Here is a 14,829-nt window from a genome sequence, read left to right as displayed (position 1 = left end):
AGAGGGCGGGAAATGTTGACTCCCTCTCCCGCTTGCGGGAGAGGGCGGGGGAGAGGGTCTTCCAGCTACCTCGCCCGCCACCTCTGCGTCCGCTGCACCAGCAGGTCCCCCACCACGCCGATGCCCCCCCGCCCGATTGCCGCCGTCCCGAACAGCAGCGTGGCCATGGCCGCCGCCGGCGCCGTATCCCCGGCGTCGTCCATCGCCAGCACCGCGATCGCCGCCAGCGCGGTATCCGGCGAATACAAGAACACCACCGCCGACACCGTCGTCAGCGCGCTGACGAAGAAATAGCCCGCCACCTGCACCAGCGTCGGCACCGCGATCGGCAGATGCACCCGCCACAGATGCCGCCAAAAAGGCAGTCCCAGCGACTCCGCCACCCGCTCGTACTCCGGGTCCAGCTGCCGCAACGCGCCCAGCTGCGTCAGATGCGCCACCGAGTAGTAATGCGCCACCGTGCACAGCACCAGGATTCCCAGCCCGCCATACCACCCCCGCAGGGGATTCCACGGCGCATTGAAGAACAGGATGTAGCCCAACCCCAGCGCAAGACCCGGCACCGCCATAGGCAGCGTGGCCAGCGCATTCAGCACGCCCCGCGCCGCACGCAGCTCCCGCGGCTTGTCGACCATCCAAGCGAGCAGGAAGCTGAGCATCGTCCCCGTCAGCGCCGTCCAACCCGCCATCCGCAGCGAGTTCCAATAGCTCGCCCATCCCCCGCCGTCGCTCATGTCGAACTGGTAGTGCGACAGGGTCGGCGCCGGCTGATACGGCCAGTACTGCGCGAAGGATGCATACACGGCGATCCCGAATACCCCCACCAGCGCGCTCGCCACCAGCCCGCAGTACGCCATCGCCGCCAGATCGACCGCCGCATTCGCCTGCGGCTGATGCGGCACCGCGCGCAGGCTCAGCACCGCGCGCTGCCGCGCCCGCAAGCGCTGCTCCAGCACGAAGGCGCCCAGCGCCGGGATCAGCAGCAGCAGCGCGACCACGGCGCCGCGATCCAGCCGCTGCTGCCCGACGACTTCCTTGTAGATGTCGGTCGCCAGCATCGCGGTCTGACCGCCGACGACCTTGGGCACGCCGAAGTCGGTCAGCACCAGCACGAACACGACCACCAACGAGATCAGCAACCCGTAGCGGCTGGCCGGCAGCGTGACCGTGCGGAACACCCGCCAGCCGTCCGCGCCCAGGCAGCGGGCCGCTTCGATGAGACGCGCATCGCTGGTCGACAGCGTCGTCGTCAGGATGAGCAGCGCATGCGGAAAGGTCCACAGCACCGAGCCGGCGACGATGCCCGCCGGCCCGTAAATGCTCTCGATGCCGAATGCCTGCATCGCGCCCTTGAGCAAGCCCTGGTTGCCGAAGGCGTAGACCAGCCCGATGGCCGCCAGCAGCGACGGCGCGAGCAAGGGCAGCAGCGCCAGCCCGCGCCACAGCCCCTTGACCGGCAGAGCGGTATGCGTGAGCGCCCAGGCATAGCCGTAAGCCAGCACGACGCAGATCACCGCGGACAGCGCGGACAGCGACACGCTGTTGATCAGGGCGCTCCAGCGCCCGGTCGCGAAGTGGGCCGTGAAGTGGGCGATGCCGACGAAGCGCCCCTGCCCGTCGAGCACGCTCTGCGCCAGCAGCGACGCCAGCGGCAACAGAATGATGAGCACGAGCGCCGCCAGCGCCGCCATCACCAGCCCGCGCAACACCCAGCCCTCCACGGGAACGGGCCTGAAGAGCCCCTCTCCCGCTGCGCGGGAGAGGGGTTGGGGTGAGGGCCGTGGCAATGCGCTCACGCCGCCCTCCGCATCGACGTCGGCGCGTCAAACAGCTGAAGCGCGCGCGCCGGAAACCGCAGCCCCCGCACCTCGCCCTCGCTCAGCCCCGCGGCCTCCCCGCTCGGCAGCTCCAGCAACAGTTCCGCCGCCAGCGCATCGCAGCGCATCAGCACCTGCGTCACCGCGCCATGGAACTGCAGCGCCTCGATCCGCGCGCGGATCATCGCGCCCTCCCCGTCCAGCAGCCTCAGCGCCTCCGGCCGGATGCCCACTCTCACCACGCTGCCCGTCTTGTACGCGCTGGTCTCGCAGTCCAGCAGCGAGCTCCCCACCCGCACGCGCCCGTCCGACACCACCTGGCCCTCCAGCCAGTTCATCCGTCCGACGAAGCCCGCCACCAGCGCATTCGCCGGCTGCTCATACAGCTGCCGCGGCGCGCCCTGCTGCGCGATCTGCCCCTTGGCCAGCAGCACCACGCGATCCGACATCGCCAGCGCCTCGTCCTGATCGTGCGTGACCATCAGCGTCGCGATGCCCAGCCGCTGCTGCAGCGCGCGGATCTCGGTGCGCATCTCATGGCGCACCTGCGCATCCAGCGCCGACAGCGGCTCATCCAGCAGCAGCAGCCGCGGACGCGGCGCCAAGGACCGCGCCAGCGCCACCCGTTGCTGCTGCCCGCCCGAGAGCTGCGCCGGGAACTTGTGCTGCTGGTCGGCCAGGCCGACCAGCGCGAGCATCTCCTCGGCCCGGACCGCCGCCTCGCGACGCGGCAGCTCGGTCAACCCATAGCGGACGTTCTCCAGCGCCGTCAGATTGGGGAACAGCGCATAGGACTGGAACACCACGCCGAAGCGACGCTGCGAGGCCGGCCATCGCGTGATGTCCTGGCCCTGCATCAGCACCTGGCCGAGGTCGGCCTGCTCGATGCCGCTGACGATGCGCAGCAGCGTGGTCTTGCCGCAGCCCGAAGGCCCCAGCAGCGACACGAACTCGCCCGGCCGCAGGTCCAGGTCGATGGCCTGCAGCACGGTCTGCGGGCCGAAGCGCTTGGTGATCTGACGCAGTTGGATCATGGGACGCGACCGCCTGGTCTCACTTCTTCTCGGCCTTGGCTTCGTAGCGGCGCGACCACTCGGCCAGGATGCGGTCCCGGTGGGCGGCGGCCCAGTTGAAATCGTTCTTCGCCAGCAGCTTGTCGAGGTCGGACGGGACGTACTCCAGCTGCTCCTGCACCGAGGGCAGCGCCAGCACGGCGAAGTTCTTCGCGTAGAGCTCGTTGGCCTTGCGGGTGACGGACCAATCGGCCAGGGCCTTGGCGGCCTCCAGCTTCTTGGTGGTCTTCATGATGCCGGTGGCCTCGACGTCCCAGCCCAGGCCTTCCTTGGGGAAGACGATGTCGATGGGCGCGCCCTCCTTCTTGGTCTTGTTGGCGCGGTACTCGAAGGACAAGCCGACCGGGAACTCGCCGGCGCCGGCCTGCTTGCAGGGCTTGGAGCCGGAGTGCGTGTAGACGCCGATGTTCTGATGCAGCGCGTCCATGAAGGCCCAGCCCTTGGACTCGCCCATCATCTGCAGCCAGGCGGAGACCATCAGGTAGCCGGTGCCGCTGGAGGCCGGATGCGGCATGGTCAGCAGGCCCTTGTAGGCGGGCTGGGTCAGGTCTTGCCAGGACGTCGGCTTGGGCAGGTTGCGCTTGCCGGCCTCGACGGTGTTGAAGCACACGGCCGAGGACCACAGGTCCATGCCCACCCAGGTCGGCTGGGCGCGCGGGTCGCGCATGCTGGGGCGGACCTGCTCCACGCCCTTGGGCGCGTAGGCGGCCAGCATCCCTTCCCTGTCCAACAGCATCAGCGAGGTGGCCGCCAGGCCCCAGACGACGTCGGCCTGCGGGTTGGACTTCTCGGCCAGCAGGCGGGCGGTGACGATGCCGGTGGATTCGCGGACGAACTTGAGTTCGATGCTCGGGTGGTCCTGCTCGAAGGCGCTCTTGTAGGCCTTGATCTGGTCGGCCTCCAGCGCGCTGTAGACCAGCAGCTCGGTCTTGCCCTGCGCATGGGCCTCGGGGCTGCTCAGCGCGGCGATCGCGGACAAGGCCGCGATGGCGGCGGCGTGGAAGACGGTCGAGAGGGACTTGAGACGCATGGGCGCTCCATCGAGGGTCGTGGGGAAATCGGGACCGGCAGCGTCGCCGCCAAGGTCGGCGACGGACTGTCACGATCGATGGCGACACTGTAGGAATGGCATATGTCATCTGCGCGTCAAACGCCCCAAGTTCCCGAAAGCCGGTATTGGCGGTTTTGGGGAGCGGCTCGCCGGCCCTGCGCCGCCGGGGAGTCCGCCCATGCTGGTGAATCAGCTCAAGGCCTTCTTCGCGGTGGCGCGGCTGGGCTCGATCACGCTGGCGGCCAAGCAGCTGGCGCTGTCGCAGCCGACGGTGACGACGCAGATCCGGGCGCTGGAGGAGCAGTACGGGGTGGAGCTCTTCCACCGCGGCGGCGGCAGGCTCACCTTGAGCGACGCCGGTCGGCGCCTGCTGCCGCGCGTGGACGCGCTGCTGCAGCAGGAACTGGACATCGAATTCGCGCTGAGGAACTCGGCCGAGCTGCAAGGCGGGACGCTGCGGCTGGGCGCGACGGCGCCCTACTACACGCTCACGCTGGCGCAGCGCTTCCGGGCGCGTCATCCGCGCGTGGAGCTGAGCGTGGCGGCGGGCAATTCGCGGCAGATGGTGGACGCGCTGCTCGCGTACCAGGTGGATCTGGCGACCTCCAGCCATCTGGAGGAGGACGCGCGCCTGCATCGCGTGGAACTGGGCAGCGATCCGCTGGTGCTGCTGCTGCCGCGCGGGCATGGGCTGGCGAGGCGCGCGGCGGTGCCGCTGGCGGCGCTCGCGGGCGAGACGCTGCTCGCGCGGGAGCGTGGATCCATGACACGCGCCTTGAGCGAGGAAGCGCTGGAGCGGGCCGGCATCCGGCCCAGAGACCAGATGGAGATCGCCAGCCGCGAGGCCCTGCGCGAGGCGGTGGTGCGGGGCCTGGGCGTGAGCATCTTCGCCGCGCATGAAACAGGGCGGCATCCGGAGCTCGTCGCCCTGCCCTTCGAGGAGGACATGCCGCTGGTGCGCGAATACCTCTACTGTCTGCGGGAGCGCCGGAGCGCGAGCCTGATCGAGGCGATGCTGGGCTGCGTGGAAGCGGATTCGCAGCAAGTTTGATGCAGCGCAAACCGGCGCGGGCTCGGCGCGAGCGGCGGATGGTGAAGATGGCGGACTCCTCCACTCGCCTCGAATCCTGCCCATGGACACGCCTGACTGGTTCGGCCCGGAGCCGGAACCGCTGATCGGCCGAGCAATCGGCTACAGCCACCTGATCGACACCTTCTTCCTGAAGATCTTCCCCCGCGATCGCCCGGCCCGCACAGCGCGGGTCGACAAGATCACCCCGCAGCTGCAGCAGCTGGGCGTGCCGCCGTCGATGGCGCCCGCGCCCGACGATCTGGTGGGCCATCTGCGCTTTGCGCTAGCGCATGAGGGCGTCGAGCTGCCAGCGCTCATGCCCATCCTGCGCCGGCTCTCGCCGGAATCGATCGCCGATGCCTTCATCGCCGAGCCCGCAAATCGTTTCGCAAAGATCGCCTGCTACCTGTGGGAGATCGCGAACGAGCGGACGCTCGACGGACTCCCCGAGGCGGAGGGCGAGATGGAGGATCTCTTCGACGACACGCTCTACCTCACCGACCGTTCCCGCCCTGGCCGGGCCGGCCGGCGCTGGCGGGTCGCCTTCAACGGCATCGGCTCGCCGCGCTATTGCGTCACGGTGCGGCGCACGCCGCTGATCGAGGCGCTGCTGAAGCAGGACCTGCTCGGCCAGGCTGCGGCGTTCACGACGACGCTGTCGCCGGCCCTTCTGCTCCGCGCCTTGGACTGGGCTTACATGAGCGAGACCAAGAGCTCCTTCGCGATTGAGCAGGAGAAGCCCGGACACGCCGCGGCTGCCAGCTTCGTCCACCTGCTGGCCGAGGTGTACCGCGACCTGCCGATCACGGAGGACTATCTGGTCCACGTCCAGAACGTCGCGATGCTCGGAGATCCGCTGAATCGCGCCTTCGGCTTCCGCGCGGAACAGAACCGCTTGCGCAACGCGGCGCGCGGCGTGCTGGGCGTGAGCTATCTGCCTCCGCCGCCCGAGCTGCTAGGCGAGCTCATGGACGAGGTGATGCGGATCGGGAACGACCACGACAGCGCTCTCGACACGCTGGTCCGCGCGAGCATCGTCAAGTTCGGTTTCGTCCACGCGCATCCCTTCATGGACGGCAACGGACGGGTCTCGCGCTTTCTCTTCCACAAGGTGAGCTGCGCCGACCCTCGGCTCGCGCATGGCTTCGTGCTGCCGGTGTCGCTGGCGATGGAGCGAAACGAGGCGGACTATCTGCGCGCGCTCCGGTCGTTCTCGAAGCCCGCCCGGGAGCTCTGGAAGGTGACGATTGCCGGCGACAACGCCTTCATCGAACAGTTCGAGGGTGAGCCCGACATCTATCGCTACTGGGACGCGACGGACTGCGTCGAGTTCTCGCTGCGCATGGCGCAGGAGGCGCTGAACGTGGACCTCGTCGAAGAGAGCGATTTCCTGAGGCGACACGATGCGATCCGGGCGGCGGTAGAGCCCCGCTCGACGCTGCGGGGCCGCGATCTCCGGTTGATGGTGCGATCCTTCGCGTCAACGGGCCGGCTGTCGAAGAACCGTCACCGGCAGTTGGTGGGGCGCGGCCATGCCCCCGCTGCCATCGATGCGGCCGTCGACGCGGCCTTGGAAGCGACAACGAGGGCGACACGCGCGTCCCCGACGCGAGGGGCGCTGTGCGCAGCGCCATCCGCATCGGCTTGATTTATCGCAGAGACACCCGGCTCGCGCGGCGGGACGATGCGCCCCGTTCCGCGGGTGTCCGGTGTCTCCGGCCTGCCCGCTTCTCTGCCCTTCGACTCGACCGACGAGCTGCCGCCATGCCCGTGCATTTCCGCGACCATCCTCCGCATCACCTCTGGAGCGGCGACGACCGCGACGAGCCCGTCCGTCAGCGCCGTCCGCTGGACATCTGCGACGACGCGACCTTGCTGCGCCTGCAGGGCGGCTGGGGCATGACGCTGGACGGACCCGGTCGACCGCGCGTCGGCACCGACGCGCTGCGGCTGCGCAACGACCTCACCGTGGGCGATGCGCTGGCCACCGCGCAGCGCTGCGTGCAGGACGCCGCCGCGATCCTGCGGCTGTCCGCCGAGCGCGAGCAGGAAACCGCCGGCTGCGACTGCGGCGCACTGATCGCCGCCACGCACGACCTGCTGCGTCAGGCGCTGGGATCGATGGGCGTGGTCGAGCGAGGTCTCAGCGATGATGTCTGGGACCGCGCCGACCGACAGCGCGGCCAAGTCGGCGAGCGCGCCCAGGCGATCGGACTGCTCTCGACTGAGGAGCGCTGATCGGCGCAGGCCGACGCGGCGCGCCGTCACGCGGACGTAAGCCTCAATCCGCCGTGATGCCCCGCTCCAACGGCGAGCGCTTGGGCCCGGTCACGCCGAGCGCGTGCAGCCGGCCCGACTGCACTCGGCGGCCATGTGGAAGGATGGCGAGAGACCGCTCCTCAGAATTCAGCTGAGGATCATGCTTTCGTTCCTGGAAGTTAAGGAGCGGCGCGGGGGGAATGCTCAGACGTCGAAGCCCGGGCATTCCCGCTGCGCCTTTCGCAGCAGCGCCGGCCACACGAAGGCCCCGCCCAATCCGCCGGTCTGGACGCGCATCGACTCGGCGGTGCCGCGGATGATGGACTCCTCCACTTGCGTCAGCGGCCCGCCGCCAGACTGCGCGGCGATCTGGATCTGGCAGGCGCTCTCGAAGGTGTACATCGACAGGAAGGCATCCGCGACCGTCTTGCCCACCGTCAGCAGGCCGTGGTTGCGCAGGCAATAGAAGATCTTGTCGCCGAGGTCGTTTTGCAGACGGGGCTGCTCCTCGGGCCGGATGGCGACGCCCTCGTAGTCGTGATACGCGAGCGAGGCCAGCACGAAGGTCGACTGCTGCGAGATCGGCAGCAAGCCCTCCTTCTGCGCCGACACCGCAACCCCGGCGCGCGTATGCGTGTGCAGCACGCAGCCCACGTCATGCCGGGCCGCATGGATCGCCGAATGGATGATGAAGCCGGCCTGGTTGACGGGGAACGGCGTCTCTTGAAGCTTGTTGCCCTGCGCGTCGACCTTGATGAGGCTGGAGGCGGTGATCTCCTCGAACATCAGCCCGTAGGGGTTGATCAGGAACTCGTGCGCGTCGCCGGGGAGCCGGGCGCTGATGTGGGTGAAGATCAGATCGCTCCAGCCGTGCCGGGCGACGAGCCGGTAGCAGGCGGCGAGGTCCACGCGCAGCTGCCATTCGGCGTCGCTGACCTTGCCCTTGAGCGAGGGGATCTGGGCGGTGATGTCCATGGGGCGTCTCCATTCGCGCGAGCCTCGATCGGGCCCGATCGCGGCGGATCGTGCGCCGTGATGGACGGACGTGCTGTCGCGTGGAGGACAGCCGACATCCGCATTCGCCCTTGACTCTGCCCTCGGCGATCAGCGCGCGAGCGCTCGATTCGCCGTCTTCGACAGGCCGCGTCGAGCATCAGCCATGTCGCCGCGTTGTCCGATGGCATCGATGATCTAGCGCATCGGGGTCTACACAAGGTGGCAGCGTCAGCTCCAGAATCGATCGAAGCATCGCTCGTCTCCAAGAGCGATGCGAGATCTCGCATCTCTCAACGATTGATGTGGTCCACACCGTAGGAGCCAGCGAGCCATGGGCGCCAAACTGCAAGTGGTCAAGGGCCTCGCGCCACAGACGACTGATTCACTGCTGACTTACTGCCTCAAGGTGGCCGCGCTCTCGCTGGTGGCGAACCTCGCGTTGTCCGGCGCCGCGCAACTCGCGGCTCACGCCCTTGGACTGCCTGGATCAATCGCCGACCGATCATTGACCTGGGCCGAGATCCTTGGAACGCTGCTCTTGGCGCCACTCGTCGAGTCCGTTCTGCTGCGAGTGGCTTGCGCACTCGTGAGGAGTGGCACCCGCGCGGTGTGGTTGCCGAGTCTCTTCATCGGCGTGATCGCGGGCCTGGCTCATGGCGCGCTCGACGGGCTGAGATTCTTTGGTCCCATGGCGTCGTTCACCATCTTCGCTTGGGCATGGCTTCGTTGGCACGATGCGAGGCGAGCTCATGGATTCATGGTTCTGCTGCTACCGCACGTGCTGCACAACGCAGTTCCGATTGGGGTCCTCGCATCGGCTGGGCCCGTCTGAGGGCCTGTCTCTCAATCTTGTCCTGCAGTCGCGTTGCCGGCCAGCAGATTGGGAAAGCGCTTCTCGCGCAGCTCCTCCAGCACCTTCGGCGTGAGCTTCCATCCATCGCCCTTGAACCGGGAGATCAACAGTCGCCAGACGTTTTCGAAGGCAGTCAGCGCATCCGACTCCTCAAAGCGCATGCCGGCGGGCAGCAAGGGACCGATGTCCTCCGTCAGGCTGGCCACCAGCTTCTTGAGCATCCGCTCCTCAGCCAACGCACGCGTGATGCTCACCCCCTCCTGCTGCAGGTAATGATCGAAGCAGGCCACTAGCTGATCCGGATCGAGCCGGAGCGATTCAAGTCCGTGGTGGAGGTCGAAGAGATCGCGATTCTTGCGACGTTGCAGCAGCGCCCGCAGCTTGGTCCCGAACAGCTCCTCGGGCGCGAAGGTCGTGATCTCGCAGGCACCGCTGTACCAATCGTTCTTGACCTCGAAGGGCATCTGTCGAAGGCCCATCAGATTGGCGTGCTCGCGCGTGTTCATCTCGACCTTGAGCTGGAGCTTCTCGTCCGGCGCCACTTCCGGATTGAACTTGTAGACGAAGTGCAGCGAGTGCCCCGCCAACTTGCGCGACGGCACGCCAAGCCAGGACAGCGCCTCGCGGATGGCATCGATGGTCGGACCGATGGGTTCGGCCTTGGTCTGCACCAGATCGATGTCTTCCGAGTAGCGCAGCGGCTTGTCGAACAACAGCTTGTTGATCGCCGTGCCGCCCCGGAAGGCGATACGGCCTTTTAGGGCGGGTGCGTTGAACAGGTCGCAAAGGGCGCGGCAGATGAGCAGATCCTGCTCGACTTGTCGGAGGTTGGGCCACGGCGCATGCGTGAACCAGTCCTGAAGGTATGCCCGATTGATCAAAGGTCTATCTCCACCTCCCCGTTCAAGAGGAGTTTCCATTTGGAGTTCCTCCCCAGTTCCTCCGCCAACGACTCGATCAGCGGCCGGGCCGCCGGATCCAGCAATGCCATCGTCTTCGCAGATCCTGCGAAGGGCTCAAGCAGCCTTGCCTGTCTGTCGTGGTGGAAGTGGTCGAGAAGAAATCCAAGTCGTCGCACACACGGCGTCTCGTAATGCTCTGCCAAGCTCGACAGGCGCCGAGGATCAGCCCTGTCGCCGAAGGTCATGACCATCTGAGCAACACCGTTGATGCCACCCGCCAACGATGAATAGCGGGCCGCATCGAGGAGCGTCAATTCGATGCCTGCTGCCTTCGCAAAGCCAGCGTCCGACTTGATCGATGTCAGAAACGGCGCTTGATTGACCGCTTCGAATGCGGGCGCCGTCTGCCTCACAAACTGGATACGGTGACGCCCGATCTCGAAGCTGCGCAGTTGCTTGGGGACGATGATCTGAAAGACCATCGCCGCTTGATGCGAGGAGCCGTGAAGCGCGGCCGCGCGAAAGAGCGATACGCGGTAGTCGATGCCCACGTGGCGCATCAGCGGATCGATCCAGCGCTCCGGATCGGGTGCGCCCGCCACGACGTCCTCGGGCCGAAGAATCAGATAGAAGCCCTTGTAGGGATTCGCGATCCGGTTGCGCTTTCCCAAGCGCACCAATGCCGACTTCAGCCCCGCCTCTCCCAACCCCAAAGCGATGGCCGCCTCCTCGCGCGCGAACGTCGCGCGCCCTCGAGCAAGCAGCTCATCGACGAACAGATCCAGCGAATTCATCCCCAAACCATATGCAGAAAGATGCAATTTTGCAACTTTCTGCATACAGAATGGGAAAGAGGCACCTCAGCGCCTCTCCGTTCTCCCGCCTTCGGACCCGCGTCAGAACGCCGCGATCCCCGTCTGCGCGCGGCCCAGGATCAGCGCGTGGATGTCATGCGTGCCCTCGTAGGTGTTGACCACCTCCAGGTTGACCAGATGACGGGCGATGCCGAATTCATCGCTGATGCCGTTGCCGCCCAGCATGTCGCGCGCCATGCGCGCGATGTCCAGCGCCTTGCCGCAGCTGTTGCGCTTCATGATGGACGTGATCTCCACCGAGGCCGTCCCCTCGTCCTTCATTCGCCCCAGCCGCAGGCAACCCTGTAAGGCCAGCGTGATCTCGGTCTGCATGTCGGCCAGCTTCTTCTGGATCAGTTGATTCGCCGCCAGCGGCTTGCCGAATTGCTGACGGTCCATGGTGTACTGGCGCGCCGTGTGCCAGCAGGCCTCGGCCGCGCCCAGCGCGCCCCACGCGATGCCGTAGCGCGCGCTGTTCAGGCAGGTGAACGGGCCCTTCAGACCGCGCACGTCCGGGAAGGCGTTCTCCTCCGGGCAGAAGACCTCGTCCATCACGATCTCGCCGGTGATCGACGCCCGCAGCCCCACCTTGCCGTGGATGGCCGGCGCGCTCAGGCCCTTCCAGCCCTTCTCCAAGACGAAGCCGCGGATCTGGCCGCCATCGTCCTTGGCCCAGACGACGAAGACGTCGGCGATCGGGCTGTTGGTGATCCACATCTTGCTGCCGCTGATCGCGTAGCCGCCGTCGACCTTGCGCGCCCGCGTGACCATCGAGCCCGGGTCCGAGCCGTGATTCGGCTCCGTCAGGCCGAAGCAGCCGATCCACTCGCCGCTGGCCAGCTTGGGCAGGTACTTGCGCTTGGTCGCCTCGTTGCCGAATTCGTTGATGGGCACCATCACCAGCGAGCTCTGCACGCTCATCATCGAGCGATACCCGCTGTCCACGCGCTCGACCTCGCGCGCCACCAACCCGTAGCAGACGTAGTTCAACCCCGCGCCGCCGTACTCCTCGGGAATCGTCGCGCCGAGCAACCCCAGCTCGCCCATCTCGCGGAAGATCGCCGCATCGGTCTTCTCGTGCCGGAAGGCCTCCAGCACGCGCGGCTGCAGGCGGTCCTGGCAGTAGGCGCGCGCGGCGTCGCGCACCGCGCGCTCGTCGTCCGTCAGCTGCTGATCCAGCAGCAGCGGATCGTCCCAGTGGAAGGAGGCCTTGGCCTTGGCGTTGCTCATGATGTGATCTCGCTTGTCTCGTGTCTCTGAATCTGGAAGCGCACCCGTCTCGTCGAGTCCGGCGCGCGATGTCCGCCCGATGCCCTTCCGATGTCCATCCGGTTTCGGGCGCGGCGATCGAATCGATCCTAGCCCCGCGGCGGCACCACCGCTGTCACCTCGATTTCAAGCTTCGCACGGTCCTCGATCAGCCCCGAGACCTGCACCGCCGTCATCGCGATCCCATACTCCCGGCCCAGCACCTCCCGGTAGGCCTGCCCGACCTCGCGGCCGCGGGACACGTACTCGCGCTTGTCCAGCACATACCAGGTCATGCGCACGATGTGCTCGGGACCCGCGCCGGCCTCGGCCAGCACCGCCTTGACGTTGGCCAGTGCCTGCCGCACCTGGGCGATGAAGTCGTCGCTCTCGAAGGCGCATTGCGCGTTCCAGCCGATCTGGCCGGCGACGTAGACCTGCCGGCCCACCGCGCTCACGCCGTTGGCGTAGCCGCGCGGCGCGGCCCAGCCCTCGGGCTGCAGCACCCGCTTGTCCGTACCGCTCGCGTGGTTCTCGTTGTTCGTGTTGGTCGTCATCGTCGGGACTCCTCTTACTGCTCGGACGATTGCTGTTGCTGGACGGCCCGCACCAGCGCGGCGCGGACGTCGTCCGGAAAAGGTTGCGATTGATGCGTGTCCAGCGAGGTGCACACCAGCACCTGGCCGAAGCTGACCCGCGTGCCGTCGGGCCCGTCGAAGCGGATGCGCAGCGTCAGCGAGCTTCGCCCCACCCGCTCGATCCACAGTCGCTGCACCAGGCGCTCGCCGATGCGGCTGATGCGCTCGAAGCTGGTCTGCAGCTGCACCGTCGGCAGGCCCACGCGGCGCGCGCCGATCAGCGTGGCGTACTCGACGCCCAGGCCCTCGTTGAACCAGTCCTCGACGAAGGCGTTCAGCAGCTCGTAGTAGCGGGGGAAGAACACGATCCCCGCCGGATCGCAGTGGCCGAAGCGCACCAGCACCTCGCGCTCGAAGGTCGACGTCATGGGGCCCTCTCCTGTCGCTCCGCCCGCTCCCACCGGGACCGCCGTCCGGGTCATGCCGACTCCTTCAGCCGGAAGCGCTGCAGCTTGCCGGTCTCGGTGCGGGGCAGGCTGGCGCGGAACTCTATCGCACGGGGGTACTTGTAAGGGGCCACCGTCGCCTTGACGAAGTCCTGCATCGCCTTGACCAGGGCCGCGTCGCCCTCATGCCCCGGCTTGAGCACGACGAAGGCCTTCACCAGCTGGCCGCGCTCCTCGTCGGGCACGCCGATGACCGCGCATTCCGCGACCGCCGGATGCGCCATCAGCGCGGACTCCACCTCCGGCCCGGCGATGTTGTAGCCGCCGGAAATGATCATGTCGTCGGTCCGCGCCTGGTAGACGAAGTAGCCGTCGGCATCGACCAGGTAGGCGTCGCCAGTCAGGTTCCAGCCGTCCTTGACGTAGTGGCGCTGACGCTCGTCGTCGAGGTAGCGGCAGCCCGTCGGCCCCTGCACCGCCAGCTTGCCGACGCTGCCGCGCGGCAGCTCGCGGCCCTCGTCGTCGACCACGCGGGCGCGATAGCCCGGCACCGCCACGCCGGTGGCGCCGGGACGGGCGCTGGCCTCGGTGTGGGAGATGAAGATGTGCAGCATCTCGGTCGCGCCGATGCCGTCGAGCATCTCGATGCCGGTGGCGTCCTTCCACTGCTGGCGCGTCGCCGCGGGCAGCGCCTCGCCGGCGCTGACGCACTTGCGCAGGGAGCTCAGATCGACGCTCGCGCCCGGCTGCGCCAGCATCGCCGCCATGGCGCGATACGAGGTCGGCGCGGTGAAGCAGACGCTGGCGCGGTAGCGGGCGATCGCGGGCAACAGCGCCTCGGGCGAGGCCTTCTCCAGCAGCACCGCCGTCGCGCCCACGCTCAGCGGGAAGAGCAGCAGCCCACCCAAGCCGAAGGTGAACGCGAGCGGCGGACTGCCGATGAAGACGTCATCGGCGGTCGCCTTCAGGCAGGACCGGGGCCAGCACCGGCAGATCGCGATCACGTCCTGATGGAAGTGCATCGTGCCCTTGGGCTGACCGGTGGTGCCCGAGGTGAAGGCGATCAACGCGCAATCGTCGGCCGCGGTGTCGACGTTCTCGAAATGCGGCGACTGCCGCTCGGCCAGCGCCTCCAGCCCGTCGGCGGCCTGGCTGCGGAACAGGCACACCCGGTACAGCACCGGATGCTGCGCGCGCGCCGTCTCCAGCTCATCGGCGAGCGCCGCATCGCACAGCGCATGCGTGACCTGCGCCTTATCGATGATCTGACCCAACTCCTTGGCGCGCAGCAGCGGCATGGTCGCCACCGCGATTGCGCCAGCCTTGATCACCGCGAACCAGCAGGCGGCCATCTGCGGCGTGTTGGCGCCGCGCAGCAAGACGCGATTGCCGGGCACCACGCCCATCTCGTGGACCAACACCTGGGCGATGCGGTTGGCCTGCGCCTGCAGGTCGGCATAGCTCCATCGGATCTCGCCGCCCCGGCCGTCGCCGCCGATCACGCAGGGCCGGTCGCCGTGACCCTCGGCCACCCAGCGGTCCAGCAGCTCGTGCGCGCAGTTCATCCGCTCGGGAAACTGCAGCTCGGGCAAGTCGAAATGCATCTCCGGCCACTGGTCTTGCGGCGGGAGGTGGTCTCGGGCAAAGGTATCCAGATGGGCGCTGCGATGCATGGGGAAG

Annotated in this window: 14 protein-coding genes; 4 read left to right on the top strand and 10 right to left on the bottom strand. The window is 67.7% G+C overall.

From position 1 onward, the window contains the following. Nucleotides 1-65 precede the first annotated feature (65 nt). The 3 genes from ABDW59_RS06510 to ABDW59_RS06500 all read right to left on the bottom strand — a co-directional run bounded on the left by ABDW59_RS06510 (nucleotide 66) and on the right by ABDW59_RS06500 (nucleotide 3,920). Nucleotides 66-1,721 carry a putative 2-aminoethylphosphonate ABC transporter permease subunit gene (locus tag ABDW59_RS06510; protein ID WP_343628730.1) on the bottom strand — a complete coding sequence of 552 codons (1,656 nt, stop codon included), beginning with the start codon at nucleotides 1,719-1,721 and terminating at the stop codon, nucleotides 66-68. Between the two features lie 71 nt (nucleotides 1,722-1,792). Then, the gene (locus ABDW59_RS06505; RefSeq protein WP_343628729.1) at nucleotides 1,793-2,851 is read right to left on the bottom strand and encodes an ATP-binding cassette domain-containing protein; all 1,059 of its coding nucleotides are present in this window, start codon (nucleotides 2,849-2,851) and stop codon (nucleotides 1,793-1,795) included. A gap of 19 nt (nucleotides 2,852-2,870) precedes the next feature. After that, the gene (locus ABDW59_RS06500; protein ID WP_343628728.1) at nucleotides 2,871-3,920 is read right to left on the bottom strand and encodes a putative 2-aminoethylphosphonate ABC transporter substrate-binding protein; all 1,050 of its coding nucleotides are present in this window, start codon (nucleotides 3,918-3,920) and stop codon (nucleotides 2,871-2,873) included. A gap of 199 nt (nucleotides 3,921-4,119) precedes the next feature. Between ABDW59_RS06500 and ABDW59_RS06495 the strand changes: the two genes are divergently transcribed. From ABDW59_RS06495 to ABDW59_RS06485, 3 genes are all read left to right on the top strand, one after another. After that, on the top strand, nucleotides 4,120-4,992 hold the full coding sequence (locus ABDW59_RS06495) for a LysR substrate-binding domain-containing protein (protein ID WP_343628727.1): 873 nt from the start codon (nucleotides 4,120-4,122) through the stop codon (nucleotides 4,990-4,992). 82 nt (nucleotides 4,993-5,074) lie between these two features. Further along, a complete protein-coding gene (locus ABDW59_RS06490) occupies nucleotides 5,075-6,661 on the top strand; it encodes a Fic family protein (protein WP_343628726.1) in 1,587 nt (528 codons plus the stop codon). Between the two features lie 116 nt (nucleotides 6,662-6,777). Next, nucleotides 6,778-7,251, top strand: a complete 474-nt coding sequence (locus ABDW59_RS06485) for a hypothetical protein (RefSeq protein ID WP_343628725.1) — start codon at nucleotides 6,778-6,780, stop codon at nucleotides 7,249-7,251. Nucleotides 7,252-7,476: 225 nt separating this feature from the next. Here the strand turns inward: ABDW59_RS06485 and ABDW59_RS06480 are convergent, their stop codons facing one another. Continuing rightward, nucleotides 7,477-8,247 carry a class II aldolase/adducin family protein gene (locus tag ABDW59_RS06480; RefSeq protein WP_343628724.1) on the bottom strand — a complete coding sequence of 257 codons (771 nt, stop codon included), beginning with the start codon at nucleotides 8,245-8,247 and terminating at the stop codon, nucleotides 7,477-7,479. 352 nt (nucleotides 8,248-8,599) lie between these two features. On the opposite strand from ABDW59_RS06480, the gene ABDW59_RS06475 reads away from it, so the two are divergent. Then, complete coding sequence (locus ABDW59_RS06475) at nucleotides 8,600-9,100, top strand: hypothetical protein (RefSeq protein WP_343628722.1); 501 nt, start codon at nucleotides 8,600-8,602, stop codon at nucleotides 9,098-9,100. Nucleotides 9,101-9,111: 11 nt separating this feature from the next. Here the strand turns inward: ABDW59_RS06475 and ABDW59_RS06470 are convergent, their stop codons facing one another. The 6 genes from ABDW59_RS06470 to ABDW59_RS06445 form a co-directional block, all read right to left on the bottom strand. Next, the gene (locus ABDW59_RS06470) at nucleotides 9,112-10,002 is read right to left on the bottom strand and encodes a nucleotidyl transferase AbiEii/AbiGii toxin family protein (RefSeq protein ID WP_343628721.1); all 891 of its coding nucleotides are present in this window, start codon (nucleotides 10,000-10,002) and stop codon (nucleotides 9,112-9,114) included. Beyond that, nucleotides 9,999-10,817, bottom strand: a complete 819-nt coding sequence (locus ABDW59_RS06465; RefSeq protein ID WP_343628720.1) for a type IV toxin-antitoxin system AbiEi family antitoxin — start codon at nucleotides 10,815-10,817, stop codon at nucleotides 9,999-10,001. Before ABDW59_RS06465 ends, ABDW59_RS06470 begins: the two co-directional genes overlap by 4 nt. Nucleotides 10,818-10,919: 102 nt before the next feature. Beyond that, the gene (locus ABDW59_RS06460) at nucleotides 10,920-12,107 is read right to left on the bottom strand and encodes an acyl-CoA dehydrogenase (RefSeq protein ID WP_343628719.1); all 1,188 of its coding nucleotides are present in this window, start codon (nucleotides 12,105-12,107) and stop codon (nucleotides 10,920-10,922) included. 128 nt (nucleotides 12,108-12,235) lie between these two features. After that, a complete protein-coding gene (locus tag ABDW59_RS06455; RefSeq protein ID WP_343628718.1) occupies nucleotides 12,236-12,682 on the bottom strand; it encodes a RidA family protein in 447 nt (148 codons plus the stop codon). Nucleotides 12,683-12,696: 14 nt separating this feature from the next. Further along, entirely contained in the window at nucleotides 12,697-13,131 is a 435-nt protein-coding gene (locus ABDW59_RS06450) for a thioesterase family protein (RefSeq protein WP_343628717.1), read from the bottom strand. Nucleotides 13,132-13,181: 50 nt separating this feature from the next. Beyond that, complete coding sequence (locus ABDW59_RS06445; protein ID WP_343628716.1) at nucleotides 13,182-14,822, bottom strand: benzoate-CoA ligase family protein; 1,641 nt, start codon at nucleotides 14,820-14,822, stop codon at nucleotides 13,182-13,184. Nucleotides 14,823-14,829 lie beyond the last annotated feature (7 nt).

This window comes from Roseateles sp. (assembly GCF_039595295.1).
Classification (GTDB): Bacteria; Pseudomonadota; Gammaproteobacteria; order Burkholderiales; family Burkholderiaceae_C; genus Roseateles.
Note: the sequence above shows the minus strand (reverse complement) of the source record. Positions and strands in the feature narration are given on the sequence as shown.